The organism is Sphingomicrobium arenosum (assembly GCF_026157085.1).
In the GTDB taxonomy this organism is placed as follows: Bacteria; Pseudomonadota; Alphaproteobacteria; order Sphingomonadales; family Sphingomonadaceae; genus Sphingomicrobium; species Sphingomicrobium arenosum.
In genome coordinates this window covers 1,427,332-1,453,299 of the sequence record NZ_JANPVN010000001.1, presented here as the reverse complement: position 1 = coordinate 1,453,299, position 25,968 = coordinate 1,427,332, and the positions used below count along the sequence as shown (strand labels likewise).

The window sequence follows — 25,968 nt, the reverse complement described above, 5'->3', positions numbered from 1 at the left end:
ACATGTTTGGCCCGGACGGCGGCTGCCTGAAGGGCCTGGCTCTTTCGCATCGGTGAGTGGAAAATGGAAACGCAGAATATTCGTATTCGTCTGAAGGCCTTCGACCATCGTGTCCTCGACCAGGCCACGGGCGACATTGCTGACACGGCGCGCCGTACCGGTGCCCTTATTCGCGGTCCTATTCCGCTGCCGACGCGCATCGAGAAGTTCACCGTGAACCGCGGTCCGCACATCGACAAGAAGTCGCGCGAGCAGTTCGAGGTCCGCACCTACAAGCGCCTCCTCGATATCGTGCAGCCCACGCCGCAGACGGTAGATGCGCTGATGAAGCTCGACCTCGCCGCAGGGGTGGACGTGGAGATCAAACTGGCCTAAAGGGCGCGCAAGACTTCCCGCGGGAAGGCTTTGTGAGTCGCCCGGCGCGCGCCGGGAGCCAGCAAAATCAAGGATTTGCAGCCCTCAAAGCTGCATACTCTGGGCGCCGGTCCCGATCGGCGCCTTCGAGGCACTGGGATACCGCACGGCAAGGCCGTGGTCATGCGTCCCCCGCCTCCTGCCCCATCGGCAGGAACGACCCAAGCGGGGGTTTCGCACATTTCAACGGGTCGCACGCCCTCGTCGCAATGAAGCGGCGCGGGCCTCTGATGGGAGCATATGATCATGCGCACTGGCGTGATCGCGAAGAAGATGGGGATGACCCGCCTGTTCGAGGCGGACGGTCGGCACGTGCCGGTTACCGTCCTTCACCTCGACGGCGTCCAGGTCGTCGGTCGTCGCGAAAAAGACAAAGACGGTTACACCGCTGTGGCGCTCGGCGCCGGCAAGGCGAAGGCGAAGAACGTCAACAAGCCGCAGCGCGAAGCCTTCGGCAAGGCCGAAGTCGAACCCAAGATGCAGGTCGCGGAATTCCGCGTCGACGAGGATGCGCTCCTCGACATCGGCGCCGAGATCTCGGCCGAGCATTTCGTTCCGGGCCAGAAGGTCGACATCCAGGGCGTGACCCAGGGTAAGGGCTTCGCCGGCGCCATGAAGCGCTGGGGCTTCGGCGGCATGCGCGCCACGCACGGCGTGTCGATCAGCCACCGTGCGCACGGTTCGACGGGTAACCGCCAGGATCCGGGCCGCGTCTTCAAGAACAAGAAGATGGCCGGTCACATGGGTGCTCGCACCCGTACGCAGCAGAATCTCGAAATCGTCCGCACCGATGCCGAGCGCGGGCTTCTCTTCGTCAAGGGCTCGGTGCCCGGTTCGAAGGGTGGCTGGCTGATGGTCTCGGACGCGGTCAAGCTTCCGCGCCACTCGGACGCGCCCTATCCGGCCGCGCTCAAGAGCGACGCGAAGTCGAACAATGAAGCTGGCGCCGACCAGACTGCGGACAACGCGGTCGCGGCCGACGAAAGCAAGGAAGGCTAAGCCATGAAGGTCAAGGTTCAGACCCTCGATGCGAAAGCAGGCGGCGACGTGCAGCTCGACGACACCATCTTCGGTGTCGAGCCGCGCGAAGACATCCTGCACCGCGTCGTCACCTGGCAGCTCGTCAACCGCCGCGCCCCGGCGCGTGCGACCCGCGAGCGCTCGGATGTCGCGCGCACCGGCAAGAAGTTCGGTCGCCAGAAGGGCGGCGGTACCGCTCGTCACGGCGATCGCAAGGCGCCGATCTTCATCGGCGGCGGCAAGGCGCACGGCGCCCGTGCCCGCACGTTCAGCTCGAGTCTCAACAAAAAGGTTCGCGCGCTCGGCCTGAAGATGGCGCTCTCGGCCAAGGCCAAGGGCGGCAAGCTGATCGTGCTCGACAATCTCGACATGAACGGTGACGCCAAGACCAAGGCGCTGGTCGCCAAGCTCGACAAGCTCGGCTTCGGCAAGACCAACCTGGTCGTCGACGGCGATGCGGTGAACGTGGGCTTCGCCCGCGCCAGCGCCAACATCCCCGGCATCAACCTGCTGCCGGCCGTCGGTGCCAACGTCTACGACATCCTGCGTCACGACACGCTGGTCCTTACCAAGGCCGGCATCGAAAAGCTGGAGGCCCGTTTCAATGGCTAAGGCAGAGAAGAAAGCGGTCGAGAACCGTCACTATGACGTGATCCGCGCGCCGCACATCACCGAAAAGGCGACCATGGCCGCCGAACATAATGCGGTGGTGTTCAAGGTCGCGGGCGACGCGACCAAGCCGCAGATCAAGGCAGCGGTCGAAGCGCTTTACGGGGTGGAGGTCACCAAGGTGAACACCATCAACGTGAAGGGCAAGACCAAGCGCTGGAAGGGCAAGCCCTACAAGCGTTCGGACGAGAAGAAGGCGGTCATCACCCTGAAAGACGGGCAGATGATCGACTATACGAGCGGGGTGTAAGGACCAATGGCACTCAAGGCATATAAACCGACGAGCCCCGCGCGCCGTGGCCTGATCCTCGTGGATCGTTCGGCGCTGCACAAGGGCAAGCCCGTCAAGGCGCTGACCGAAGGCAAGACCAAGTCGGGCGGCCGCAACAACAAGGGCCATGTCACGGCCCGCGGCATCGGCGGCGGTCACAAGCAGAAGTATCGCATCATCGACTTCAAGCGTCGGACCGAGGGCGAAGCCACGGTCGAGCGCCTGGAATATGATCCCAACCGTTCGGCGTTCATCGCGCTGATCACCTACGCCGACGGCACGCAGAGCTACATCCTGGCTCCGCAGCGCCTCGCGCCGGGTGACAAGGTGGTTGCGGGCGACAAGGTCGACGTGAAGCCGGGCAATGCGATGAAGATCGGCCAGATGCCGGTCGGTACCATCGTCCACAACATCGAGCTGAAGCCCGGCAAGGGCGGTCAGATCGCGCGCGCCGCTGGCACCTATTGCCAGGTCGTCGGCCGCGACAAGGGCATGGTCATCGTTCGCATGAACTCGGGCGAGCAGCGCTACATCCGCTCGGACTGCATGGCTTCGGTCGGTGCGGTCTCGAACCCGGACAATTCGAACCAGACGCTGGCCAAGGCGGGTCGTACCCGCTGGATGGGCAAGCGTCCGCTCACCCGCGGTGTCGCCAAGAACCCGGTCGACCACCCGCACGGCGGTGGTGAAGGCCGCACCTCGGGCGGCCGTCACCCGGTCACCCCGTGGGGCAAGCCGACCAAGGGTGCGCGTACCCGCAAGAACAAGCAGACGGATAAGTTCATCATCCGTTCGCGTCACGCCAAGAAGAAGGGCTAAACGAACATGGCTCGTTCCATCTGGAAAGGTCCCTTTGTCGAACTGTCGCTTCTGAAGAAGGCGGAAGCGGCGCAGGAACAGTCGAACGCCAAGCCGATCAAGACCTGGTCGCGCCGCTCGACGATCCTGCCGCAGTTCGTGGGCCTCACGTTCAACGTCTACAACGGCAAGAAATTCGTGCCGGTCGCCGTCTCCGAAGAGATGGTCGGCATGAAGCTTGGCGAGTTCGCGCCGACGCGCAGCTTCCCGGGCCACGCCGCCGACAAGAAGGGTAAGCGCTAATGTCGAAAGCGAAATCCCCCCGCAAGGTCGCCGATAACGAGGCGCTCGCGGTCGGCTCCATGATCCGTGGGTCGAGCCGCAAGCTCAACCTCGTCGCGGGCCTGATCCGTGGCCGCAAGGTCGAGGAAGCCCTCAACATCCTCAAGTTTTCGAACAAGGGGATGGCCGAGGACGCCTATAAGGTGCTCGCCAGCGCCGTGGCCAATGCGGAAAACAACCACAATCTCGACGTCGACAGCCTGATCGTGGCCGAAGCCTCGGTCGGCAAGTCGCTCACCATGAAGCGTTTCGCGACCCGTGCGCGCGGCCGTTCGACCCGGATCGAAAAGCCGTTCAGCCGTCTGCGTGTCGTCGTTCGCGAGCAGGAAGAAGCCTAATGGGTCACAAGAGTTCCCCCATCGGCCTGCGGTTGCAGATCAACCGCACCTGGGATTCGCGTTGGTTCGCGGAAGGCCAGGACTATGGCAAGCAGCTCCTCGAGGATCTCAAGATCCGTCGGTTCATCATGGAAGAACTGCCCCAGGCGGCGATCTCCAAGGTGGTCATCGAGCGTCCGGCCAAGCTGTGCCGCATCTCGATCTACGCTGCCCGTCCCGGTGTCATCATCGGCAAGAAGGGCGCGGACATCGAGAAGCTGAAGGCCAAGCTCGGCAAGATGACCGACAGCGAAGTCAGCCTCAACATCGTCGAGATCCGCAAGCCGGAAATCGATGCGCGCCTCGTCGCGCAGGGTGTGGCCGACCAGCTCGAGCGCCGTGTCGCCTTCCGCCGTGCCATGAAGCGTGCCGTCCAGTCGGCGCTGCGTCTTGGTGCCGAAGGCATCCGCATCACCTGTGCGGGTCGTCTCGGCGGTGCCGAAATCGCGCGTACCGAATGGTATCGCGAAGGCCGCGTCCCGCTGCACACGCTGCGCGGTAACGTCGACTATGCCGAAGCGCAGGCGCACACCGCTTATGGCGTGTGCGGCATCAAGTGCTGGGTCTTCAAGGGCGAGATCCTCGGCCACGACCCGCTGGCGCAGGAAAAGCTGATGATGGATGCGCAGACTTCGGGCGTTCGCCCGGCGCGCGACCGTCGATAGGAGTGATTTGAGATGCTGCAACCCAAGCGCACCAAATTCCGCAAGGCGTTCAAGGGCCGCATCCATGGCAATGCCAAGGGTGGGACCGAACTGAACTTCGGCGCCTACGGTCTGAAGGCCCTCGAGCCGGAGCGCATCACCGCGCGCCAGATCGAAGCCGCCCGCCGTGCGATCACCCGCCACATGCGCCGTCAGGGCCGCCTGTGGATCCGCATCTTCCCGGACCTTCCGGTCTCGAAGAAGCCCGCCGAAGTCCGCATGGGCAAGGGCAAGGGCAGCCCCGAATTCTGGGCCGCTCGCGTCAAGCCGGGTCGTATCCTGTTCGAACTGGACGGGGTTTCGGGTCCGCTCGCCAAGGCCGCCTTCGAGCGTGCCGCGGAGAAGCTGCCGATCAAGACCAAGGTCGTGGCCCGCCTCGGCGAGAGCCTGATCGAGGAGAAGAAGTAATGGCCAAGATCGACGATCTCAAAGCCAAGAGCGACGACCAGCTCGCCGACGAGCTGTCGCAGCTGAAGAAGGAGCAGTTCAACCTGCGCTTCCAGGCTGCCACCGGTCAGCTCGAAAAGCCCGCCCGCGTCCGTGAAGTGCGTCGTTCGATCGCGCAGATCATGACGCTGCAGAACCAGCGCCAGGTCGAAGCGGCCAAGGCGTAAGGTAGGAGACGAAGAATGCCGAAACGTATCCTTCAGGGAACGGTCGTCTCCGACAAGGGAGACAAGACGGTGGTGGTTCGTGTCGAGCGCCGGGTGAAGCACCCGCTCTACGGCAAGATCATCAAGCTGTCGAAAAAGTATCACGCCCATGACGAGAACAACGAGATCTCGATGGGCGAGACGGTGCGCATCGAGGAATGCAAGCCGATTTCGAAGACCAAGAGCTGGAAAGTTCTCGATCGCGTCGCGGCGGCCAATCCGGCCGACCTCGACACCCCGGTCGAAGGCTGAGCAGCGTTAAGGAAGGTAGGAAGGGTCAACCATGATCCAGATGCAATCGAACCTCGACGTTGCGGACAACAGCGGCGCCAAGCGCGTCCAGTGCATTAAGGTACTGGGCGGGTCCAAGCGTCGTTTCGCCAGCGTCGGCGACACGATCGTCGTGTCGGTCAAGGAAGCCGCACCGCGTGGCAAGGTGAAGAAGGGTGACGTGCACCGTGCCGTCATCGTCCGCACCGCCAAGGACATTCGCCGCCCCGACGGGACGGTGATCCGTTTCGACGGCAATGCCGCGGTCCTCGTCAACAAGAATGAAGAGCCCATCGGCACTCGTATCTTCGGCCCGGTGGTGCGCGAACTGCGCGCCAAGAAGCACATGAAGATCATCAGCCTGGCTCCGGAGGTGCTGTAATGGCCGCCGCGAAGATCAAGAAGGGCGACAGCGTCGTCATCCTGTCGGGCAAGGACAAGGGCAAGACCGGTACGGTCACCAAGGTCCTCCCCAAGGAAGGCAAGCTCGTCGTCGAGGGTGTGAACATCATCACCCGTCACAAGAAGCCGACCCAGATGGACCCCAATGGCGGTCTGGAGAAGCGCGAGGCGCCGATGTTCGCCTCCAAGGTGGCGCTCGCCGATCCCAAGGACGGCAAGGCGACCCGCGTCCGCTTCGAGACGGTCGACGGCAAGAAGGTTCGCGTCGCGACGCGTTCCGGGGAGAAGATCGATGGCTAAGGATTACACTCCGCGCCTGAAGAAGGACTATGACGAGCGCATCGTGAAGGCGATGACCGAAAAGTTCGGCTACAAGAACCACATGGAGGTTCCCAAGCTCGAGAAGGTCGTCATCAACATGGGCGTCGGCGAAGCCACGCAGGACAAGAAGAAGGTCCAGAACGCGGCCGCCGAAATGGAACTGATCTCGGGCCAGAAGCCCGTCATCACCAAGGCGAAGAAGTCGATCGCGCAGTTCAAGCTGCGTGAAGGCATGCCGATCGGCGCGAAGGTGACCCTTCGCCGCGAGCGCATGTACGAATTCGTCGACCGCCTCGTGACCATCGCGCTGCCGCGCGTGCGCGACTTCCGTGGGTTGAACCCGAAGTCGTTCGACGGCCGTGGCAACTATGCGATGGGCCTCAAGGAACAGATCGTCTTCCCGGAAATCTCCTACGACAATGTCGACAAGGTCCGGGGCATGGACATCATCGTGACCACCACCGCGAAGACGGACGAGGAAGCGCGCGAACTGCTGCGTCTCTTCAACTTCCCGTTCCCCGCGGAAAAGAAGGAAGAGGAGGCCGCGTAAACATACGCGGTCTCTCGATCCCTCAAACAGGAAAGAGAGAACTTAAGTCATGGCGAAACTGAGTTCCGTGAACAAGAACGAGAAGCGCAAGAAGCTCGCGAAGCAATATGCGCCGAAGTACGCAAAGCTGAAGGAACAGGCGAACGACAAGTCGCTCGATGAAACCGAGCGCCTGATTGCCCGCCTGAAGATGGCCGAACTGCCGCGCAACGCGAATCCGACCCGGATCCGCAACCGCTGCGAGCTGACCGGCCGGAGCCGCGGTTACTACCGCAAGTTCCGTCTTTCGCGCATCATGATCCGTGAATTGGGCAACAAGGGCCTGATCCCGGGCTTCACCAAGTCGAGCTGGTAAGGAATCTGGCATGGCGATGACCGACCCCCTGGGTGATATGCTCACCCGCATCCGCAACGGCCAGCAGGCGCGCAAGGACTCGATCCTGTCGCCCGCGTCCAAGCTGCGTGCGCGCGTTCTCGACGTGCTGCAGCGCGAAGGCTTCATCCGCGGCTATTCGGAAGAAGAGCTGGCGGGCAAGGCCGGCTTGCGGATCGAGCTGAAATATTTCGAAGGCCAGCCGGCGATCAAGCACGTGGCCCGCGTCTCCAAGCCGGGCCGCCGCGTCTACTCGGGTTCGCAGGATCTGCCCCGCATTCGCAACGGCCTTGGCATCACCATCGTGTCGACCCCGCGCGGTGTCCTCTCGGACGCCGAAGCGCGCGAGAACAATGTCGGCGGCGAAGTGCTGGCGGAGGTGTTCTAATGAGCCGCATCGGGAAAAAACCGGTCGTGCTTCCTGCTGGCGTCACCGCCAGCACCGAAGGCACCACCCTCTCCGTCAAGGGGCCCAAAGGCACCTTGGCGATGGAGATGATGGACGACCTCATCAAGTTCGACATCGAGGACGGCGAGATCAAGGTCACGCCGCACAACATGTCGCAGCGTAGCCGCCAGGTTTGGGGCATGCAGCGCACGCTCGTGCAGAACCTCGTCGACGGCGTCACCGAGGGCTACCAGAAGGTCCTCGAGATCAACGGCGTCGGTTACCGTGCGCAGGCGCAGGGCAAGAAGCTCAAGCTTCAGCTCGGCTACAGCCACGATGTCGATCTCGACGTACCGGAAGGCGTCGAGGTGAAGACCCCGGACAACACCACGGTGGAAGTCTCGGGGATCGACAAGCAGCTCGTCGGGCACTTCGCGGCGGAAATCCGCAAGTGGCGCAAGCCTGAACCCTATAAGGGCAAGGGCATCAAATATCGCGGGGAATATATTTTCCGCAAGGAAGGCAAGAAGAAGTAAGATGGCTAAACTGTCCCTCTTCGAACGCCGCCGTCGCCGGGTCCGCTCGGCGCTCAAGGCGCGCTCCGCCGGTAAGCCCCGCCTGTCGGTGCACCGCTCGGGCAAGCACATCTACGCCCAGGTCATCGACGATGCCGCCGGCAAGACGATCGCTTCGGCCTCGACCCTCGACAAGGACGTCAAGGTCAAGTCGGGTGCGAATGTCGATGCCGCGACCACCGTCGGCAAGACCGTCGCCGCCAAGGCCAAGAAGGCCGGCGTGAGCACGGTCGTGTTCGACCGTGGCGGGTTCCTCTTCCATGGCCGCGTCAAGGCGCTGGCCGAAGCCGCCCGTGAAGAAGGGCTGGAGTTCTAATATGGCTGACGAAAAGAAGACCGACGACGTGCAGGCGACCGAAACGCCCGCCACCGAAACGGCCCACGGCGAACAGGCCCCCGGCGTCGCGGAAACCCCCGAGGTTGCCGTTGCCCAGGCTGCTGCCGGCGTCGCCGGTGACGACAAGCCCCGCGGCGGTCGCGGCGGTCGCGGCGGTGGCCGTGATGGCGGTCGTGGCGGTCGCGACGGTGGCCGTGGCCGCGGTCGCGGTGGTCGTGACAACCGCCGCAATGAGGAAGATGGCGAAGAGCTCATTGAAAAGCTCGTTCACATCAACCGCGTCTCGAAGACCGTGAAGGGCGGTAAGCGCTTCGGTTTCGCCGCGCTCGTCGTGGTCGGTGACGGCAAGGGCCGCGCGGGCTTCGGCTCGGGCAAGGCCCGCGAAGTGCCCGAAGCGATCAACAAGGCGACGGCCGCCGCCAAAAAGGCGATGGTCCGCGTGCCGCTGAAGGAAGGTCGCACCCTTCATCATGACGGCAAGGGCCACTTCGGTGCCGGCAAGGTCGTGGTTCGCACCGCGCCTCCGGGGACCGGCATCATCGCCGGCGGTCCGATGCGTGCCGTGTTCGAAGCGCTCGGCGTCGCCGACGTCGTGACCAAGTCGAACGGCACCGCCAACCCGTTCAACATGATCCGCGCCACCTTCGAGGCGCTCAAGGATCAGACCAGCCCGCGCAGCGTCGCCCAGCGTCGCGGCAAGAAGGTCGCCGACCTTCTCGGCCGTGGTGGCATGGACAAGGCCGAGGCCGAAGCGACCGCCGACGCGGTGACGGAGTAAGCCCCATGGCCAAGAACGACACCAAGACGATCAAGATCACGCAGACCGGTTCGCCGATCCGTCGTGACAAGACCCAGCGCGCGACCCTCGTCGGCCTCGGTCTCAACAAGATGCACCGGACCGTCGAAGTCAAGGCGACCCCGGAAGTCCTCGGCCAGGTGAAGAAGGTCCAGCACCTCGTCACCGTCGAAGACGCGTAAGCAAGGATCCGCTGCCGGGCCCTCGAGCCGGGTAGCAAAGGGGAGAGGGGCTAGCACTTCGGTGACGGCCCCTCTTGCCCGTTCAGGCGACCTGTCCTAGAGGCAGCGCGCCGGGAGCTTCCGATCAAGTCGCTGGAAGGCCTCCCTTTATCCAATCCAAGCGCGATGAAAAGCGAAAGCGAGTGCAAGACATGACCATCAAGATCAACGACCTCAAGGACAATGACGGCGCCCGCAAGGGCCGCATGCGCGTCGGCCGCGGTATCGGCTCGGGCAAGGGCAAGACCGGCGGTCGCGGCCAGAAGGGCCAGAAGAGCCGTTCGGGCGTCTCGATCAACGGGTTCGAAGGCGGCCAGATGCCGCTCCACATGCGCCTGCCGAAGCGCGGCTTCAACAACCCGTTCGGCAAGGACTATGCGATCGTCAACATCGGCATGGTCCAGAAGGCCATCGACGAGAAGAAGCTCGACGCCAAGAAGGTCGTCGACCAGGAAGCCCTCAACGCCATCGGCCTGACCCGTGGCGGCAAGCATGGCGTGCGCCTCCTTGCCAAGGGCGAACTCAAGTCGAAGGTCAGCTTCAAGGTCGCCGGTGCCTCCAAGGGCGCCATCGAGGCGGTCGAGAAGGCTGGCGGCAAGGTCGAAGTGACCGCGCCGGTCAAGACCGACGACAAGGCCGACGCCTAAAAAGAACCGTGAAGGGGTGGGCATCGTCCCACCCCTTCCTATATCGAGCCTCCTGGGGGGGTGGCGTCTTGTGCCGCCCGGCTTGAAGACAAGGGAATAGCACATGGCGACCTCCGCCGAGAACATGGCTGCCGGCATCAGCTTCGACAGCTTTCGCAAGGCCACCGACCTGAAGAAGCGCCTCTGGTTCACGCTCGGCGTGCTGGTGCTCTTCCGCTTCCTCTCCTTCGTGCCCATTCCCGGCATCGATCCGCGCTCGCTGCAGCAGCTGTTCGACACGCAGCGCGGCGGCGTCCTCGACTTCTTCAACACTTTCTCGGGCGGCAGCCTCGAGCGCATGAGCATCATCGCGCTCGGCATCATGCCCTACATCACCGCCTCGATCGTCGTCCAACTCGGTGCCGCGCTCCACGAACCGTGGAAGCAGCTCAAGAAGGAAGGCGAAGTCGGGCGCAAGAAGCTCAACCAATACACCCGCTACCTGACCGTGCTGCTGACGACCGTGCAGGGCTATGTCATCGCCACCGGCCTCGAAGGCCTCGGGGCCAACCAGGGCATCGCCGCCGTGGTCGAACCGGGCATGACCTTCCGCATCGCGGCCACGATCAGCCTCATCGGCGGCACGCTCTTCCTCATGTGGCTGGGTGAACAGATCACCAGCCGCGGGATCGGCAACGGCATCAGCCTCATCATCATGGCGGGCATCGTCGCCTCCATGCCGGGCCTGCTCGCCCAGCTGTTCGAAAGCGGCCGTTCGGGCGCGGTCGACCCGCTGGTCGTCGTCTCGGTCATCCTGCTGCTGGTCGTCCTCGTTCTCTTCATCTGCTTCATGGAGCGCGCCCAGCGCCGCGTCCTCGTGCAATATCCCAAGCGCGCCACCGCGCGCGGCATGATGCAGCAGGAGCGCAGCCACCTGCCGATGAAGGTCAATATCGCGGGCGTCATCCCGCCGATTTTCGCCAGCTCGATCCTGCTCATGCCGCTCACCGTCCTACAGTTCGCGGGCGGCGGTGCGGACCCCGCGTCGGATTCGAGCGACTGGCTTATCACCATCTCGACCTTCCTCCAGCGCGGCGCGCCGCTCTACCTGTTCCTCTACGGGGCCGGCATCGCCTTCTTCTGCTTCTTCTACGCCTCGGTGCAGTTCAACAGCGAGGACACGTCGGAGAATTTGAAGCGCGCGGGCGGCTTCGTCCCCGGCATCCGTCCGGGCAAGGCGACCGAGCAATATTTCGATTACCTGCTCAACCGCATCACCGTCATCGGCGCGGCGTACCTCGTCACCATCTGCCTCATCCCCGAGATCCTCTTCTCGAACCTCGATGTCGGCAGCGCGCTTCTCGGCGGCACCAGCCTGCTCATCATCGTCAACGTGACGGTCGATTTCGTCAGCCAGGTGCAGAGCCATCTCATCGCGCATCAATATGGCGACCTCATCAAGAAGGCGAAGCTCAAGGGTGGCGGTCGCCGCCGCTAGCCGCTAGCCCTGTCGCAAGACGGTAACGATTCGAAGCGAGGCCTTCACATGGACATCATCCTTCTTGGCCCCCCGGGCGCCGGCAAGGGGACGCAGGCGCATCGTCTCGAAGCGACCCGCGGCATGAAACAGCTCTCGACCGGCGACATGCTGCGCGCCGCGATCAAGGCGGGCACCCCCGTCGGCAAACAGGCCAAGGAAGTCATGGAGCGGGGCGAACTCGTCTCCGACGCCATCGTCTCGGCGCTGATCGGCGAGCATCTTGAGGATGCCACCAACGGCGCCATCTTCGATGGTTATCCGCGCACCCAGCACCAGGCCGAAGCGCTCGAGATGCTGCTCGCCGATCGTGGCCGCAAGCTGGCCCATGTGATCGAACTCAAGGTCGACGAGGACGCGCTGGTGACCCGCATCTGCGGCCGCTTCAGCTGCGCCAATTGCGGCGCGCTCTATCACGAGACCGCCAAGCCGCCGAAGGTCGAGGGGACCTGCGATGTCTGCGGCGAGCACGACTTCAAGAAGCGTCCCGACGACAATGAGGAAACGGTGCGCAACCGCATGGCCGAATATCGCGCCAAGACCGCGCCCATCCTGCCCTTCTACGAGGACCAGGGCCTCGTCCGTCACGTCGATGGCATGGGCAGCGTCGACGAGGTCGCCGCCGCGATCGACGCCATCCTCGACAGCTAGGGCTTTTGGCGCTTAGGCTCGTCCATCCATTTGGAGGGGAACGACCCATGCGCCACTTGCCGACCCTGCTGAGCCTTGCCGCCGCGAGCCTCGCCCTGCCGGGCGCGGCGCACGCGGACGTCATCAATACCACCACCAACAGCTTTCACCTGCGCCACGAAATCCCGCTGGTCGTCCCCGCCGCGCGCGCCTTCGACCTGCTTACTCGGCCCGGTGCCTGGTGGAATGGGTCGCACAGCTATTCGGGCGATGCCGCCAATATGCGCTTGGAGCTGCGCCCCGGCGGTTGCTTTTGCGAAATCTGGGACGGCGGCGCGGTCGAGCATTTGCGGGTCGCCGCCGTCACGCCGGGCGAACAGATCGTGATGACGGGCGGCCTCGGCCCGCTCCTCTATGCCCCCGCCACCGGCACCATGATCTGGAAGGTCGAGGACGGCGGCACCGGCGCGATCCTCACCATCGATTACAAGGTCACTGGCTTTGCCGAGAGCGATGCCGCCGACTGGGCAAGCCGCGTCGATGCGGTACTGGCCGAGCAGGGCTTGCGCTTCCGCACCGCCGCCGCCGCCTTGCCGCGCCGCTAGTCGCGTTCCAGCGTGATGAAGCGATGGGCAGGGGCGTCGCCTTCTGCCGCATGCTCTTCGCAGGCCGTCATGCGCCAGCCCTCTTCCTCGCGCGGATCGTCCAGAAAGGTGTCGCCTTCGGGCTCGATCATGAGTTCGGTCAGCTCGATGCGCTTGGCCAGCGGCACGAACAGGCCGAAGATCTCCGCCCCGCCGATGACCCACACGGGTTCCTCGCCCGCTTGGCGGAGCGCACCCTCGACGTCATGCACCACCTCGGCCCCTTGCGCCTTCCAATAGGTGCCGCGCGTCAGCACGATGTGCCGCCGTCCCGGCAGCAGACCCGGCAGGCTCTCGAAGGTCTTGCGTCCCATGATCATCGCCCCGCCCATCGTCAGCCGCTTGAAGCGCTTAAGGTCGGCGGGCAAATGCCACGGCATGTCGCCATCCTTGCCGATGACGCCATTTGTCGCGCGCGCGATGATCATGTTGACGGGCCGGTCGCTCATGCGCCGCATTCATGCGGCTTTTGATGGGGCGAGGGAAGGGCTAAGAGGCAGCATATGAGCGCCAGCGACGATTTCCTTCTCGAACTGACCACCACGCTCGGTGACAAGGCCGTGGTCATCGATCCCGCCGACATCGACGCGTGGACGACCGACTGGCGCGGGCGTTGGACAGGCAAGGCCATCGCCTTGCTCCAGCCCGCCACCACAGCCGAGGTGCAGGCCATCGTGCGCGCGGCCGAAGCACATGGCGTGCCGCTCGTCCCGCAAGGCGGCAATACATCGATGGTCGGCGGCGCCACCCCCGACGACAGCGGCAGTGCCGCCATCCTGTCGCTGCGCCGGATGAAGGCGGTGCGCCGCATCGACCCCGCCACGCGGCAGGTTGTCGCCGAAGCGGGGCTGGTGCTCGAGGCGATGCAGGCGCTGCTCGCCGATGAAGGGCTGCGCTTGCCCCTCGACCTCGGCGCGCGCGGCTCGGCCACCATCGGCGGGCTCGCCAGCACCAATGCCGGCGGCACCGAAGTGCTGCGCCACGGCACCATGGGCCAGATGGTCGTGGGATTGGAGGCCGTACTGTCCGGCGGCGAGATCCTCGACACGCTCTCGCCCCTCAAGAAGGACAATCGCGGCCCGCGCGTGGACCGGCTGCTGATCGGCGGGGAGGGGCAGTTTGGGATCATCACCGCGCTGCGCCTCCAACTCGCACCCGTCCCCCGCGACCGCGCCACCGCCTGGGTCGGGGTGAAGACCCCGCAGGCCGCGCTCGACCTCCTGCGTTTCGCCGAGGCGCGCACCGACGCGATCGAAGGCTTCGAACTCATCCCCGACGACGTTCTCGATGCGGCGGTCGCGGTCATGGGCGTCCAGCGCCCGCTCGAGGCGCCGTGGCACGTGCTCATCGAGGCCAAGGGCGACGGCGCCCCCGGAACGCTCACCGCCACGCTCGAAGGCCTGCTCGCCGATGCCCTCGAACGCGGCCTCGCGACCGACGCTGTCATCGCCCGCGCCGAGGCGCAGGCCGACGCCTTCTGGCACATCCGCCATTCGCTCTCCGAAGCGGAAAAGAAACATTACGGCATGGCGGGCAGCCACGACATCTCGGTCCCCGTCGACGCCATGCCCGCCTTTCTCGACGCGGTGAAAGGCTGGGTCGAGGGGCAATGGCCTGGCGTCAGCGTCTCGGGCTACGGCCACCTCGGCGATGGCAATATCCACCTCCACGTTCGCGCGATGGAGCGCGCGTGGCAGGGCTGGCGCGACAACGAGGGCGCGGCGATCGAGCAGGTCGTCCACGACATGGTCGTCGACCATGGCGGCTCGATCAGCGCCGAACATGGCATCGGCCAGATGAAGCGCGGCGAATTTGCCCGCCTCGGCGATCCCGCGCGTCTCCAGACATTGAAAGCCCTCAAGGCCGCAATGGACCCCGAGGGCATTTTCAATCCGGGAAAACTGATCCCCTAGGCGCCGAGGAAGACCGCCTTGGCATTGGTGAATTCCTTCATGCCGAAACCGCCATGTTCGCGGCCATAGCCTGAATCCTTCACCCCGCCGAAGGGCATGTTCGGATCGGCCAGCCCGAAGCTGTTGATAAACACCATGCCCGTGTCGAAATGGTCGATGGCGATGCGCTTGGCGCGCTCCTCGTCGCGGCTGAAGATGCCGCCGCCAAGGCCATAGCGGCTCTCGTTGGCGATGCGCACCGCATCGACATCGTCGACCGCCTTGATGACGCTGGCGACGGGACCGAAGAATTCGTCCTCATAGGCCGGCATACCCGGCGCCACACCCGACAGGATGGTCGGCTCGAAATAGAAGCCGGTGCGATCGAGCTTCTTGCCGCCCGTCTCGATGCGCGCGCCTTTCTCGACGCTTTCCTCCATCTGGCCGATCAGCTTGTCGCGCAGATCGCCGCGCGCCATCGGCCCGAGTTCGCTGTCCTCGTCCATCGGATCGCCGACCTTCACCGCCTTCATCGCCTCGACGAAACGCTCGAGGAATTCGTCATAGACCGCCTCGGTCGCGATGAAGCGCTTGGCGTTGATGCAGGTCTGCGCATTATTATAGAGCCGCCCTTGGACGCTGGTCTTCACCGCGACGTCCAAGTCGGCATCGTCGAGCACCAGATAGGCATCGTTCGACCCCAGCTCGAGCACGGTCTTTTTCAGTGCCGCGCCCGCCCGTTCGCCGATCTTGTGCCCCGCCGCGTCCGACCCCGTCAGCGTCACCCCGCGCACGAGGTCGTTGTCGATCACCTTGTTCGACTGGTCATGGTCGATCACAAGCACACTGAACAGATCCTCGGGGAGACCCGCCTCCTCGTACAGATGGCGCAACATGATGCCCGTGCCGGTGCAGTTGGACGCGTGCTTCAACAGCACGCCATTGCCCGCCATCAGGTTGGCGATCGAATAGCGGATCACCTGATAGGAGGGGAAATTCCACGGCTGAATGCCATAGATGACCCCGATCGGACGATGTGCGACCACGCCGCGGCCCTCATTGGCGAACAGCGGACGCTCTTCCTCCTTCAGCTGCTCGGGCCCATTCTCGGCGGTGAACTTGCAGATGGCGGCGCACAGGTCGACCTCGTCGCGGCTGTCGCCGATCAGCTTGCCGACCTCCTCAGTCATCTTGGTCGCCAGCGCCTCCTTGTTCTTCGCCAGCGTCTCGCCGATCGACCCGATGATCTCGGCGCGCTCCTCGGCGGGGCGCTGCGACCACAGGACGAAGGCGTCGTGGCAACGCTGGATCGCGGCTTCGGCGTCCCCATCGGAAATGAGGTCGAAATGGTCGATCTCTTCCTCGGTGGCGGGGTTGATGGTGGTGATACGCTCGCTCATGGCAGGTCCTTCTCGTCGAATGTCGGTTCGAAAAGAGAACGGACCGCTTGCACTCCTCGTTGCTCGGCGGGGCGCGGCGTTGCGGCGCTTGGTCGTCAGCCGGCGACCTGTCCCGACGATGCCCCCGGACCAAAAGCGGTAGCGAAGGCGCGTTCGATGTCCTCGCGATCGATGTCGGTCTCGGCTCTGTCGAGGCCATGCTGCCGCGCCGCTGCCGCATACTCGCGAAGACGCCCGGTGAAGTCGGCGCTGTCGGCACAGCGCGACGCGACCCCGAGCCGCTCGATTAGGCGAATGACGATCGCGGGATAGGGCGCCGCGCCCTGTCGCAGCGCCGCCACGGGCTTGTCGAACAATCGGTCGAACGAGGCGGTCGGACAATAGACGCGCTCCACCTCCATCAGGATATGGCCGGGCGGGGTGAGCCGTTCGCGGTGATGCAGCATGATGGTCGCCAGTTCATCGACGCACGCGCGCGCGGTGTAGAAATCGTTGACGGCGGGCGACAGCGCCCGCGCGGCGATCTCGACCAGCAGGCGGATGCGATAGCTCAGCCCTTCCTGGTCCGACCGCGTGGCGGCAAAGGTGAAGCAGTCGCGCACCTCGTCGGTCTGCTCCTGCGACAGCGGTTCGCGGCTGAAAAGAATGGGCTCGCCGTCCATCACCCGGTCCCCTGCGGCGCGGTCGATGCGGAATTCACTGTCCCACCGTGCGGCGAGCCGCGAGAGGCGCTCGATATCGGTTGTGACGATATAGGCATCTCGGACCGAGCGGATGGGCGTCGCGCGGGGCCAGTCGGGGGCGAGGACCGCGCGCAACGCGCCATTGCCGACCGCGCAACTGTCGCGCCCGATTTTGCCGATTGCGGTATCGACGAAGATCGCGCGCCCGAGGTCGTTGAGCGCCACCGCCAGCCACACCAGTTCGACCAGCATCAGCAGCGACAGGAACAAGAGGCTGGCATGCGGCAGGCTCGCGCCATCGCCCTCGCCATCGAACAGCATGAGGAGCAACAGGCTGGCGGCGGTCGCGGCCAGCAGCAGGCCCAGCGTGGCGCGCACGAAGGTCCGGGCGATCCAGCGATCGATGAGCCGCACCCCGAGGTTGCTCGCCGCGAGCGTGAGCACAAGGAGCGTGATCGAGAAATAGAGCGTGGTGAAGGCGACATTGACGCCGGTCATCACCGACACCGCCTCACGATAGCCATCGCTCGTCTCGACGAGCACGACGCCCTGCGCCCACAACCATCGCGACCACCCGCTGCCGTCCACTGCGGTGAGCGCGAACATCACGCCGATGGCGACAAGAATGATGAGCGCAGGCAGGGCCCAGAAGCTCTTCCAGGCACGCACCACCGACGCGACGAGCCCGCCGAGGTTCTTGGGTTCGTCGCTGGTCACTCGCTGCCTCACGGGGAACCGAACGGCAGCCTCGCGTCTTGAGTTCCCCGAGCAAACAGGGGGCTCGTCCGGCCGCATCACGACGATACGCCCGGGTGGAGGAGTATCTGTATGGACCCCTCGGTCTTCGCGAACATCGAAAATCTGGTCACGTTAAGCGACACGCAGTTCACCTTGGGATCGCTGATCCTGATGGTCAGCTACGGTGCGCATTTCGCCTTCATCCTCTATTTCCTCTGGACGCAAAAGGACCTCGCGCCCCGCTATCGGCTGGTGCCGTTGCTCTCCGCGCTGGTCATGGCGTCGGCGGGTCTCAGCCTGCTGCGCGAATTCAGTTTCTGGAACGAGGCCTATACCTTCTCCGGCGGCGCATACGTGCCCGCGACCGAGGGACAGACCTTCACCAACGCCTTCCGCTACGGCAACTGGACCATCACGGTGCCGCTGCTGCTGACCCAATTGCCGCTCGCTTTCGGATTGGCACGTCCGGAAATCCGTCGCCGCGCCATCCGCATGAGCATTCCCGCCGTGCTGATGATCTGGACCGGGTTGGTAGGCCAGTTCGGCGAAACCGGCGACTGGGCGCAGCTCAACCTGTGGGGCGTCATCTCGACCCTCTTCTTCGTGTGGCTGCTGATCGAGGTGCGCGCCACGATCAAGGCGGGGGTCGTCAATTCGCCTGCGCCGTTGAAGGGCTTTCCCGACAAGCTGTGGTGGTATTTCCTTGCCACCTGGGGCCTCTACCCCATCGCCTATGCGCTGCCCCAACTGGGCTTCAACGGCGAAGTGGTGATCGCACGCCAGTTGCTGTTCAGCATCGCCGATTTGTCGACCAAGCTGGTCTATGGCGTCATCCTGTCGCGCTATCTTCTGCGTCGTAGCGCGCTTGGAGGCTATCTGCCCGCCGCCGAGGCGCTGGGCGAGGCGCCTGCGGTTGCCGACAAGCCGCGTGGCGCGTGACCCGCGCGGAGGTACGCTTCGGCCTCGTCGGGATCGCCGCCGCGATCCTGGCGGGGCTGGGCGTCCCGTCGCTCCTGCTGGCCGGGGCCCTGCTGGCGGTCGGCGTCTTTCATGGCGCGATCGATGCCGAGGCCGAACGGCTGGTTCGACCGGGCCTTGGTTACAGCCTCGTCTATCTCGCGCTCATCGGCTGCGCCGCGGCCTATTTCATTGCTGCGCCCGTCAACGGGCTGATGCTGTTCTTCGCCCTGTCGGCATGGCATTTCGCGCATGAGAACCGCCAGCGCGGCGTGTCGCTCGCCGCCGCATGGGGCGAGGGGTTGATGCTGATCGGCGGCGTGTTTCTCTTGCGCCCGGTCTCGACCCACGCGATCCTCGAATGGATGGGCGTGGACGGGGCCGCGCCGTTGGCCATGCCCCTCGCGCTCATCGGCCTTGCAGGTCCCGCCATGCTCGTGCTCGGCGGGCATCGCCTTCGCGCGCTCCTCCTCCTCGCGGCCTATGCGCTGCTCGACCCGCTTCTCGCCATCGCCTTGCATTTCACCATGCTGCACGCGCTCGTGCGGATCGAGGAACTGGTGGCGCGGCTGGGGCGTCATCGCGCCGCCGCCGCGATCCTCCCTTTCGGTCTTGCCGCGCTCGCTGGCGCTGCCCTTCTCGTCGCCGCCGTGCTGTCGGGCGCTGTCCCACCGCTCGTCTTCACCGCCCTCGCGCTTGCCGCGCTGATCCCGCACATGCTGCTCGACCGCAGCTGGGGGACGGGGCAGGGCGCCATCGCCGCCGCCTGAGTCCCTGCCGATCGCGGCGCTCAAGCCTTGGCCGGGGCGATATCGCGCCAGAGACCCCGGTGAAGCCGCAAATTCTCCGGCGCCGCCTTGGTCTGGGCGAGGGCATGGTCGCGATAGGCCTGCCGCCAGCGCGCGATGAAACCCTCTTCGCTTTCACCGTCTTCGGGCTGGGGCAGCGCCGTCACGCTCAGTTGGATTTTCTTGCAGTCGACCCATTGCGCCATGCCATAGGACGAGGTCACCCCATGGCGATGCACGAGGCGCGGGATGAGCGGCGAGATGCGCAGCGCCAGCTCTTCCTCGCTGGCATCCTCGAGCGGCGGCCCTCCGCTATTGCCATCGGCCGCCATGACAAGCACGCTGCCATCGCGCACCACATCTTCGGCCATCCGGCGAACGCTCTGCTTGTCGTTGGTGCTGGTGCTGATCAGGCGGCGCGACAGGACGCTCCCCGGCAGCGCCGGGAACGAGCCGATATATTTGACGTCGATGTCGTATAGTTCGTAGAGAAGCGGTCCTGCGAAGATTGGCCCGACATGGGCGGCGGCGCGGCAATGGGCGCCGATCGCCGAATATTGCTGCGCGGACGCATCGCCATCGATAAAGAGGCTTTTCGCGCTATCGTCGTCGGGCCGACATTCGAGCCAATCGAGCAACACGCGTTCGGCCCGGATGCCCCATTTGGCCCGACGTTCGAATTCTTCGCGGTTACCCTTGAACTCGGGGTCTCGATTGGACCAGGCCCAGTCGACCACCGCCTGGTCGAGCGCGTCGGCGTCGATATCCTCCCACACGCGCTCAAGCGCCGCTTCGATCGTATCGGGCAGCTTGGCGGCACGAATCTCGACCAGCCTGCGGTTGATCTGCCCGGCGAGTGACGTCTCGCCGCAACGCACCAGCCCGGCGATGATCTGGCGGCAATGCGGTAAGGTGAGCCGCGGCTGGGCAGCGATCTTGCGATAAAGCTGTACGGCCTGCTGCGTCTTGCCGGCCTGTTCGAGACGCCCCGCCCGGACGAGCGCCGCGGGGATCTGCGCATTGGCGCCGGTCGGCGCGCTGTCGGATGGCCTGTTCATCACTCTTCCCCCTCTTGCCCCTCGGTGGTGCGCCCGGCGTAACAAAGATGGGCACTCAAATCATTGGGAAATTTATGTCCGGAGACGAAATTGATGTCCGCTTAGCGCCCCAGTCCGGTCATTCAGAACGCACGCGGTAGAACCTGTGAACTGCCGGTCAGCTAAGCGCCAGCTTGAATCACCCGTTCCATCTTAACTGCTGCTCATCGCGAGGAATTTGAGTTCTTTCGCTTGGCCAAGCTGGGGCTGAAATCTGCCCCGCCTTTCGACGATCGTTGACATGCCTGCCGAGCCACGAATGCGTTACCGAAAGCTCCTCGAGTATTGGTGGCCAGCATTCCTTCCACTTACAGAAGCCGGAGTTTGCAGTCGTCAGCATCGCTTGTAGCCGGCGTGATGCCTCCTCCTCGCTGCGTCGAATGACCTGCGTGCTGCGGTCATTGGGCACAGCGTCAAAACCATCTGCAAACAGATCGCCCATCAGTGTGCAGGCTTCTCGCTTCTTAGCTTTTGATGCCGATCGCGTGATGGCCTGCGCATCAAGTGCGCTGCGCTCGCTATCGCGAAAAACTTTTAGCCCCTCCGAATGACGTGTGAGAAAGATGAGTTTGTACAGGGGACGGTTGTGCAAAACCTTGTCGACTGTGATGACGGGCGCATAGACATAGCCTGACGTTTGCCGAAGCGCTTGAACCGCCAATTCTTCGTAGAGTCGCTCGCGCTGCTCGCCGCTGACCGCCTTGATCCGCTTGCGCCAATCATCTGGTGCGCTCGTGGATAGCCACTCCTCCAAAGCCGGGATAAGGTCAGTCCCGCCGAACCGGTTTGCGAAATCAAACATGAAGTTGACGAGGGCTTCGGCATTCTGACGCTGCAGAAGCGGCATCATCGAACCGATCGCCGGAAATCCTTTGGGATCGATCAACGTGAATGAAAAAGATTCCTGAGGAATTGAGGCGACAATGGCTGCCACATGGTCTTCCATCTTGCCGTTGAGGGGCGTGATCTCGATCTTTGGATAGAGAGCTACCGCTCGTTGCAGCTGTGCAAATGATGATGGGTCTTTCTCTACTAGAAACGCCCGCATTCGCACATTGCGGCCGCGAGACAGATAAAGCAGACGCTGGCTCGTCATGTGATTGAGTGCGATACCAAACGAGGTATCGTCGAAGTTCTCGCCCGCCGCGGATTTCCAAGGCCCGGCGAACCCATCGACATACACAAACTCGTCGTATCTCGAGCACACCTTCCCGATGAGCGCGGGTAGGTACTTGTCCAAGAATGTATGTTTGACGAAAGCCTGTTCGCGACCCTCGTAATGCGCGACGTCGATCGCCATTAGCCAAACGCTGTCATGTTCGAAGGAAACTCATTCCACTCGCGACCATCAAGTTCGCGGCCACCACTTTTTGGTCGAATTCCGCCCCATTGCTTGAAGAAGAATGCCACGCCCTGCCGAGCGCACTCATCGCGAATCTGGCGAGCCCACTCGATATTGAGGATGCGCGCTCCCGGGCCGCTCTCCCCGCCGGCAATCACCCAATGGATGCCCGAGAGATCGACTGGCCCGACTGGCCCGATCAGCGGTTCAACGGAGAGGAAGCGAATGCCGGCCGGAGCTTCGCTCAGGTGCTTGATGCGTGTGGCGCCTCTCGCGTCCTCGACCGACACGCCAAGCCAGATATGCTTGGGAGGTTGGCGATCCGCATAACGCCTTTGCAAGTAGTCACGCATCCGGGAGCTGCGTTTCGTCAGCACCTGAAACACATGCCAATGCGCTTCCTCCATGGTGTTGAATACGGAGTCGACGAATGGGAACGGCACTTCCTTATGGAAGAGATCACTCATGGAATTGACGAATATCATCCGGCTTCGCTTCCAACGGAGCGGTTGGTCTAGACGGTCTGGGCGGAGGGTTAGGTCGAAACCAAATTCAAAAGGATGGCCCGGAATGCCTCGCCACCGTTCGGCGAAGCGCTCGGCATAGCAATTGTCGCAGCCAGCCGTGATTTTCGTGCAACCCGTTACAGGATTCCACGTTGCATCTGTCCATTCGATTGAGCTTCCATCAGCCATGCCGTTTCCCTAGAACGATTCAAGAACATATCCCTGTATTGCCCAGATAGCAATCTGTAGCTCGACACTCAAAATGACAGGATCACGACCGCTTCGCAGATGCAACGCTACGTTGCCGGTCCTGCATTCGGTGATGGCTGATAGTTTGCGATATGGGTCACCAATAAACCATGGCTGAAGCTGATGAGCCTAGAGGGGGTGCCGAAACGAATGGCTGCTGGTCATTCCACCCTTGCTAGCTAGCTGGAAAGCGTCTGCTTCCCGCTCCCTGCCGACCAGAACCGGTCCGTCGGCAGTCGGCCCAATTGCCGACTGCTCGGCCGGTTGTGAATCTTTCCTTGGGGCCAGATCGGCGCACATTAACTCTCTTCAGTATCCGCCCGGTGGATCGCTGGCGGGAAAACTCTCATCGAGATCTTCGTCGGTCTCGGTCCATTCGGTGGGTGGATCGCGCATCGCTTGAGGGCCCGCATCGCGAACGTCGGTAAGGCTGTTGTGGGGCTGGTCGGGCGCATAGGCGGCGTTCACACGATGCGGCTTCGGCCTCAAGAACTTATAGCCGACAAAGCCGATAAGACCGAGGCCAATAATCCTAAGGACCATGATTACCTTCCTTTTTCCTGCTCGAGGAGAAGAGATCAGTTCTGCTGATGGTTCATTGTCTTATAGACGTATTGGGCCGTGCAACTGATCAGGATGAATCCGGTCAGCGATGCGATGCCCGTGATGACTCTCAGATGCTCGGTCGGATAGATGTCGCCCAGTCCGACCGTCGTGACAGTAATCAGCGCAAAATAGTAGTAGTCCATGGCTGACATGCTCGGCTCTTTCGCAAAATCGCCCAGTCCGAGCGATGCCGCCCATGCGAAACCCGAAGCGAAAACGACGGCAACGAGCATGTGACTGAGCAGGACGAGCAGCGAACCGGCAGTCAGCCGCAAGTTCGCGGGCGCGACGCCGGGTGGCGAGACCTTTTTCGCCAGTCGCAACATCGCAAGGTGCAATGTCAGCGATGCTAGAAACAGCGATATCCCGATAGCGGTCGCTTCAATCATGACGAAGCTTCCTGAAGCTTGGGTAGAGCTAGCCCACGTAGCCGCAGCGCATTGGCAATGACGGACACGGATGAGAGACTCATCGCCGCCGCAGCGATCATGGGGTTCAGCAATAAGCCGAAGGCGGGAAAGAGGACGCCGGCTGCCACCGGGATGCCGAGCGCGTTGTAACCGAAGGCGAAGACCAAATTTTCGCGGATATTGCGCATGGTCGCACGCGACAGGACGATGGCCTGGAGAACCCCGGTAAGATCGCCGCGCACCAGCGTGACACCGGCGCTCTCGATGGCCACGTCGGTGCCCGTCCCCATCGCGATGCCCACGTCGGCCGCGGCCAGCGCAGGCGCATCGTTGATGCCATCGCCGGCCATGGCGACGCGCTTGCCTGCGGCCTTCAGCGCCTCGATCTTGCGATGTTTCTCTTCGGGGGAGACGTTGGCTTCAACCTGATCGATCCCGAGTTGGTCGGCAACCGCTTGCGCCGTTGCGTGGCTGTCGCCTGTCAACATTACCACTTCGATGCCGCGATCGTGCAAGGCCCGGATCGCCGCCGCGCTCGTGGGCTTGATCGGGTCGGCGACCGCGATCAGCCCCGCGGGCACGCCGTCTATTGCCACAAACATCACGGTCTGGCCGAGCGAGCGGCCTGCGTCGGCTGAATCGAGCCACGCCGTGTCCTCGATGCCGATCCGCCGCATCAGTTTCTCGTTCCCGATCGCGACGGTCTTCGACCCCACACGCGCCTCCACGCCTTCCCCTGTGGTCGATGAGAGATCCGATGCCGCAATGACGGGTACGCCGCGCGCCTTGGCGCCTTCGACGATGGCGTGGGCGAGCGGGTGCTCGCTACCCGCCTCGACGGCGGCGACTGCAGAGAGGAACTCTGTCTCATCGAGCCCACCATGAGGGCTGACGGCAACGAGGTCGGGCTTGCCCATGGTGAGCGTCCCCGTCTTATCGACCACAAGCGTGTCGATCTTCTCGAGCGTTTCGAGCGCCTCGGCATTCCGGATGAGAATGCCATGCTGTGCGCCCTTGCCGGTGCCAGTCATGATCGACATCGGCGTTGCGAGGCCGAGCGCACAGGGACAGGCAATAATCAGGACGGCGATCGCATTCACGAGAGCATAGGCAAGAGCGGGGAACGGCCCCCAGAGGGCCCAGACGGCGAAGGTGACGATCGCGATCACGACGACCGCGGGAACGAACCATGCCGCCACCTGGTCGGCCAGCCGCTGGATGGGAGCGCGGCTGCGCTGTGCCTCGGCCACCATCTGGACGATCTTGGACAACATCGTGTCCTTTCCGACCGCGTCCGCCCGCATGACGAACCCGCCTGTCTGGTTGACGGTCCCGCCGATAACCCGGTCGCCCGCCTGCTTGGAAACGGGTAGCGGCTCGCCGCTGATCATGGATTCATCGATGGCGCTAGCCCCCTCGGTCACCTCGCCGTCCACGGGCACCTTGTCCCCGGGGCGAACGCGAAGTAGGTCGCCGCTTGCCACCTGGTCGAGCGAGACTTCGCGCTCGTCGCCCCTGCCGAAGATCTTGAGCGCGGTAGGCGGTGCGAGCTCGAGCAGGGCCCGCAGCGCGCTCGACGTCGATCCGCGCGCCCGGAGTTCGAGCACCTGGCCCAGCAACACGAGCGTGGTGATCACTGCAGCCGCCTCGAAGTAGACGCCTACCCGCCCGGAGTGATCGCGGAAAGCGGGCGGGAACACGTCCGGCACGAGCGTGGCCACGAGGCTGAACAGATAAGCGATGGCGACCCCGAAGCCGATCAGCGTGAACATGTTGAGGTTGCGGGTCCTTAACGACTGCCATGCACGCACGAAGAAAGGCCAGCCGCCCCACAGCACCACTGGTGTGGCGAGCGCGAGCTGCGCCCATTGCGCGCGCGCGGGTTCGATCAGCTGGTCGAAACTCACCCCCGGAATCATATCGCTCATCGCATAAACGAAGAGCGGCAGCGTGAAGAAAGCGCTGACCCAGAAGCGGCGCGTCATATCGACTAGTTCGGGATCGGGGCCATCGCCGAGACCGACCGTCTCGGGTTCGAGCGCCATCCCGCAGATAGGGCAGCTTCCCGGTCCGACCTGCCGGATCTCGGGATGCATCGGACAGGTATAGATCGTGCCTTCGGGAAGGTCCTCGACCTGATCGAGATGAGCACGGGAAAGATAGTGTTTAGGGTCGGCAAGGAACTTGTCCTTGCACCGGGCCGAACAGAAATAATGCGTCGCCCCATCGTGCTTGGCGATATGCGACGCCCCCTCGATCGTGACGCTCATCCCGCAGACGGGGTCGATCGCGGTCCCTTCGGAATTCGCTCCATCCGGGGATTGGGTGTCGCAACAGCTCATTGCTCGCTCCTTCTGTCTGGCCGGCTCGGCCCGATCGGTA

General features: G+C 63.8%; 36 protein-coding genes. 27 read left to right on the top strand and 9 right to left on the bottom strand.

Translation table 11 applies throughout. The annotated features are described in order from the left end of the window. The first annotated feature begins 63 nt into the window (after positions 1-63). The 24 genes from rpsJ (at position 64) to NUW51_RS07255 (ending at position 12,879) form a co-directional block, all read left to right on the top strand. Positions 64-375, top strand: coding sequence for a 30S ribosomal protein S10 (gene rpsJ / locus NUW51_RS07370; RefSeq protein ID WP_011952197.1), 312 nt, complete (start codon positions 64-66; stop codon positions 373-375). Positions 376-660: 285 nt separating this feature from the next. Beyond that, on the top strand, positions 661-1,413 hold the full coding sequence (rplC, locus tag NUW51_RS07365; protein ID WP_265587953.1) for a 50S ribosomal protein L3: 753 nt from the start codon (positions 661-663) through the stop codon (positions 1,411-1,413). A gap of 3 nt (positions 1,414-1,416) precedes the next feature. After that, positions 1,417-2,046, top strand: a complete 630-nt coding sequence (gene rplD, locus NUW51_RS07360; protein ID WP_265564197.1) for a 50S ribosomal protein L4 — start codon at positions 1,417-1,419, stop codon at positions 2,044-2,046. Further along, on the top strand, positions 2,039-2,353 hold the full coding sequence (locus tag NUW51_RS07355; RefSeq protein ID WP_265564196.1) for a 50S ribosomal protein L23: 315 nt from the start codon (positions 2,039-2,041) through the stop codon (positions 2,351-2,353). Before rplD ends, NUW51_RS07355 begins: the two co-directional genes overlap by 8 nt. A gap of 6 nt (positions 2,354-2,359) precedes the next feature. Then, entirely contained in the window at positions 2,360-3,193 is an 834-nt protein-coding gene (gene rplB, locus NUW51_RS07350; RefSeq protein ID WP_265564194.1) for a 50S ribosomal protein L2, read from the top strand. Between the two features lie 6 nt (positions 3,194-3,199). Continuing rightward, positions 3,200-3,475, top strand: a complete 276-nt coding sequence (rpsS, locus tag NUW51_RS07345) for a 30S ribosomal protein S19 (protein ID WP_244382435.1) — start codon at positions 3,200-3,202, stop codon at positions 3,473-3,475. Then, the gene (gene rplV, locus NUW51_RS07340; RefSeq protein ID WP_245110843.1) at positions 3,475-3,852 is read left to right on the top strand and encodes a 50S ribosomal protein L22; all 378 of its coding nucleotides are present in this window, start codon (positions 3,475-3,477) and stop codon (positions 3,850-3,852) included. Before rpsS ends, rplV begins: the two co-directional genes overlap by 1 nt. Continuing rightward, positions 3,852-4,556 (top strand): 30S ribosomal protein S3, encoded by a 705-nt coding sequence (gene rpsC, locus NUW51_RS07335; RefSeq protein ID WP_265564191.1) that lies wholly within the window; start codon positions 3,852-3,854, stop codon positions 4,554-4,556. Before rplV ends, rpsC begins: the two co-directional genes overlap by 1 nt. Positions 4,557-4,568: 12 nt before the next feature. Beyond that, the gene (rplP, locus tag NUW51_RS07330; RefSeq protein ID WP_245110837.1) at positions 4,569-5,003 is read left to right on the top strand and encodes a 50S ribosomal protein L16; all 435 of its coding nucleotides are present in this window, start codon (positions 4,569-4,571) and stop codon (positions 5,001-5,003) included. Continuing rightward, positions 5,003-5,209 carry a 50S ribosomal protein L29 gene (gene rpmC / locus NUW51_RS07325; protein WP_265564188.1) on the top strand — a complete coding sequence of 69 codons (207 nt, stop codon included), beginning with the start codon at positions 5,003-5,005 and terminating at the stop codon, positions 5,207-5,209. The genes rplP and rpmC overlap by 1 nt, the downstream gene beginning before the upstream one ends. A 15-nt stretch (positions 5,210-5,224) precedes the next feature. After that, positions 5,225-5,500, top strand: coding sequence for a 30S ribosomal protein S17 (gene rpsQ, locus NUW51_RS07320; RefSeq protein WP_244382440.1), 276 nt, complete (start codon positions 5,225-5,227; stop codon positions 5,498-5,500). Between the two features lie 31 nt (positions 5,501-5,531). Continuing rightward, on the top strand, positions 5,532-5,900 hold the full coding sequence (gene rplN / locus NUW51_RS07315) for a 50S ribosomal protein L14 (RefSeq protein ID WP_244382441.1): 369 nt from the start codon (positions 5,532-5,534) through the stop codon (positions 5,898-5,900). Next, positions 5,900-6,220: a 50S ribosomal protein L24 gene (rplX, locus tag NUW51_RS07310; protein ID WP_265564186.1), complete on the top strand. Its 321-nt coding sequence runs from the start codon at positions 5,900-5,902 to the stop codon at positions 6,218-6,220. The genes rplN and rplX overlap by 1 nt, the downstream gene beginning before the upstream one ends. Then, positions 6,213-6,791: a 50S ribosomal protein L5 gene (gene rplE, locus NUW51_RS07305; RefSeq protein ID WP_265564184.1), complete on the top strand. Its 579-nt coding sequence runs from the start codon at positions 6,213-6,215 to the stop codon at positions 6,789-6,791. Before rplX ends, rplE begins: the two co-directional genes overlap by 8 nt. Before the next feature lie 49 nt (positions 6,792-6,840). Continuing rightward, a complete protein-coding gene (gene rpsN / locus NUW51_RS07300; RefSeq protein ID WP_245110825.1) occupies positions 6,841-7,146 on the top strand; it encodes a 30S ribosomal protein S14 in 306 nt (101 codons plus the stop codon). A 10-nt stretch (positions 7,147-7,156) separates the two neighbouring features. Further along, a complete protein-coding gene (gene rpsH, locus NUW51_RS07295) occupies positions 7,157-7,552 on the top strand; it encodes a 30S ribosomal protein S8 (protein WP_265564181.1) in 396 nt (131 codons plus the stop codon). Continuing rightward, on the top strand, positions 7,552-8,088 hold the full coding sequence (gene rplF, locus NUW51_RS07290) for a 50S ribosomal protein L6 (protein WP_265564179.1): 537 nt from the start codon (positions 7,552-7,554) through the stop codon (positions 8,086-8,088). Before rpsH ends, rplF begins: the two co-directional genes overlap by 1 nt. Before the next feature lies 1 nt (position 8,089). Beyond that, positions 8,090-8,443 (top strand): 50S ribosomal protein L18, encoded by a 354-nt coding sequence (rplR, locus tag NUW51_RS07285; RefSeq protein WP_265564177.1) that lies wholly within the window; start codon positions 8,090-8,092, stop codon positions 8,441-8,443. 1 nt (position 8,444) lies between these two features. Beyond that, positions 8,445-9,242: a 30S ribosomal protein S5 gene (rpsE, locus tag NUW51_RS07280; RefSeq protein WP_265564174.1), complete on the top strand. Its 798-nt coding sequence runs from the start codon at positions 8,445-8,447 to the stop codon at positions 9,240-9,242. 5 nt (positions 9,243-9,247) lie between these two features. Beyond that, positions 9,248-9,442, top strand: a complete 195-nt coding sequence (rpmD, locus tag NUW51_RS07275) for a 50S ribosomal protein L30 (RefSeq protein WP_265564173.1) — start codon at positions 9,248-9,250, stop codon at positions 9,440-9,442. A 191-nt stretch (positions 9,443-9,633) separates the two neighbouring features. Then, positions 9,634-10,128, top strand: a complete 495-nt coding sequence (gene rplO / locus NUW51_RS07270) for a 50S ribosomal protein L15 (RefSeq protein ID WP_265564171.1) — start codon at positions 9,634-9,636, stop codon at positions 10,126-10,128. Positions 10,129-10,231: 103 nt separating this feature from the next. Then, on the top strand, positions 10,232-11,605 hold the full coding sequence (secY, locus tag NUW51_RS07265; RefSeq protein ID WP_265564169.1) for a preprotein translocase subunit SecY: 1,374 nt from the start codon (positions 10,232-10,234) through the stop codon (positions 11,603-11,605). A gap of 48 nt (positions 11,606-11,653) precedes the next feature. Beyond that, the gene (locus NUW51_RS07260; protein ID WP_265564166.1) at positions 11,654-12,295 is read left to right on the top strand and encodes an adenylate kinase; all 642 of its coding nucleotides are present in this window, start codon (positions 11,654-11,656) and stop codon (positions 12,293-12,295) included. A gap of 47 nt (positions 12,296-12,342) precedes the next feature. Beyond that, positions 12,343-12,879 carry an SRPBCC family protein gene (locus NUW51_RS07255; protein WP_265564164.1) on the top strand — a complete coding sequence of 179 codons (537 nt, stop codon included), beginning with the start codon at positions 12,343-12,345 and terminating at the stop codon, positions 12,877-12,879. On the opposite strand, the gene NUW51_RS07250 is transcribed toward NUW51_RS07255, so the two are convergent. Then, positions 12,876-13,367, bottom strand: a complete 492-nt coding sequence (locus tag NUW51_RS07250) for a dihydrofolate reductase (protein WP_265564162.1) — start codon at positions 13,365-13,367, stop codon at positions 12,876-12,878. The genes NUW51_RS07255 and NUW51_RS07250 overlap by 4 nt on opposite strands. A 54-nt stretch (positions 13,368-13,421) precedes the next feature. On the opposite strand from NUW51_RS07250, the gene NUW51_RS07245 reads away from it, so the two are divergent. Continuing rightward, complete coding sequence (locus tag NUW51_RS07245; RefSeq protein WP_265564160.1) at positions 13,422-14,831, top strand: FAD-binding oxidoreductase; 1,410 nt, start codon at positions 13,422-13,424, stop codon at positions 14,829-14,831. On the opposite strand, the gene NUW51_RS07240 is transcribed toward NUW51_RS07245, so the two are convergent. Continuing rightward, entirely contained in the window at positions 14,828-16,210 is a 1,383-nt protein-coding gene (locus NUW51_RS07240; protein WP_265564158.1) for an NAD-dependent succinate-semialdehyde dehydrogenase, read from the bottom strand. The genes NUW51_RS07245 and NUW51_RS07240 overlap by 4 nt on opposite strands. A gap of 95 nt (positions 16,211-16,305) precedes the next feature. Next, the gene (locus NUW51_RS07235) at positions 16,306-17,610 is read right to left on the bottom strand and encodes a DUF2254 family protein (protein WP_265564156.1); all 1,305 of its coding nucleotides are present in this window, start codon (positions 17,608-17,610) and stop codon (positions 16,306-16,308) included. A gap of 111 nt (positions 17,611-17,721) precedes the next feature. Here NUW51_RS07235 and NUW51_RS07230 point away from each other — a divergent pair, with 111 nt between their 5' ends. After that, on the top strand, positions 17,722-18,570 hold the full coding sequence (locus NUW51_RS07230; protein ID WP_265564154.1) for a bacteriorhodopsin: 849 nt from the start codon (positions 17,722-17,724) through the stop codon (positions 18,568-18,570). After that, entirely contained in the window at positions 18,567-19,358 is a 792-nt protein-coding gene (locus NUW51_RS07225) for a Brp/Blh family beta-carotene 15,15'-dioxygenase (protein WP_265564152.1), read from the top strand. Before NUW51_RS07230 ends, NUW51_RS07225 begins: the two co-directional genes overlap by 4 nt. 20 nt (positions 19,359-19,378) lie before the next feature. Here NUW51_RS07225 and NUW51_RS07220 read toward each other — a convergent pair whose 3' ends face one another. The 6 genes from NUW51_RS07220 to NUW51_RS07195 all read right to left on the bottom strand — a co-directional run bounded on the left by NUW51_RS07220 (position 19,379) and on the right by NUW51_RS07195 (position 25,928). Next, positions 19,379-20,434 carry a hypothetical protein gene (locus NUW51_RS07220; RefSeq protein WP_265564149.1) on the bottom strand — a complete coding sequence of 352 codons (1,056 nt, stop codon included), beginning with the start codon at positions 20,432-20,434 and terminating at the stop codon, positions 19,379-19,381. Between the two features lie 178 nt (positions 20,435-20,612). After that, entirely contained in the window at positions 20,613-21,773 is a 1,161-nt protein-coding gene (tcmP, locus tag NUW51_RS07215; protein WP_265564147.1) for a three-Cys-motif partner protein TcmP, read from the bottom strand. Next, entirely contained in the window at positions 21,773-22,510 is a 738-nt protein-coding gene (locus tag NUW51_RS07210; RefSeq protein ID WP_265564145.1) for a DUF5131 family protein, read from the bottom strand. Before NUW51_RS07210 ends, tcmP begins: the two co-directional genes overlap by 1 nt. A gap of 369 nt (positions 22,511-22,879) precedes the next feature. After that, on the bottom strand, positions 22,880-23,113 hold the full coding sequence (locus NUW51_RS07205; RefSeq protein WP_265564143.1) for a hypothetical protein: 234 nt from the start codon (positions 23,111-23,113) through the stop codon (positions 22,880-22,882). A 35-nt stretch (positions 23,114-23,148) separates the two neighbouring features. Next, entirely contained in the window at positions 23,149-23,565 is a 417-nt protein-coding gene (locus NUW51_RS07200; RefSeq protein ID WP_265564140.1) for a potassium channel family protein, read from the bottom strand. Next, positions 23,562-25,928 carry a heavy metal translocating P-type ATPase gene (locus tag NUW51_RS07195; protein WP_265564138.1) on the bottom strand — a complete coding sequence of 789 codons (2,367 nt, stop codon included), beginning with the start codon at positions 25,926-25,928 and terminating at the stop codon, positions 23,562-23,564. The genes NUW51_RS07200 and NUW51_RS07195 overlap by 4 nt, the downstream gene beginning before the upstream one ends. Positions 25,929-25,968: the final 40 nt, after the last annotated feature.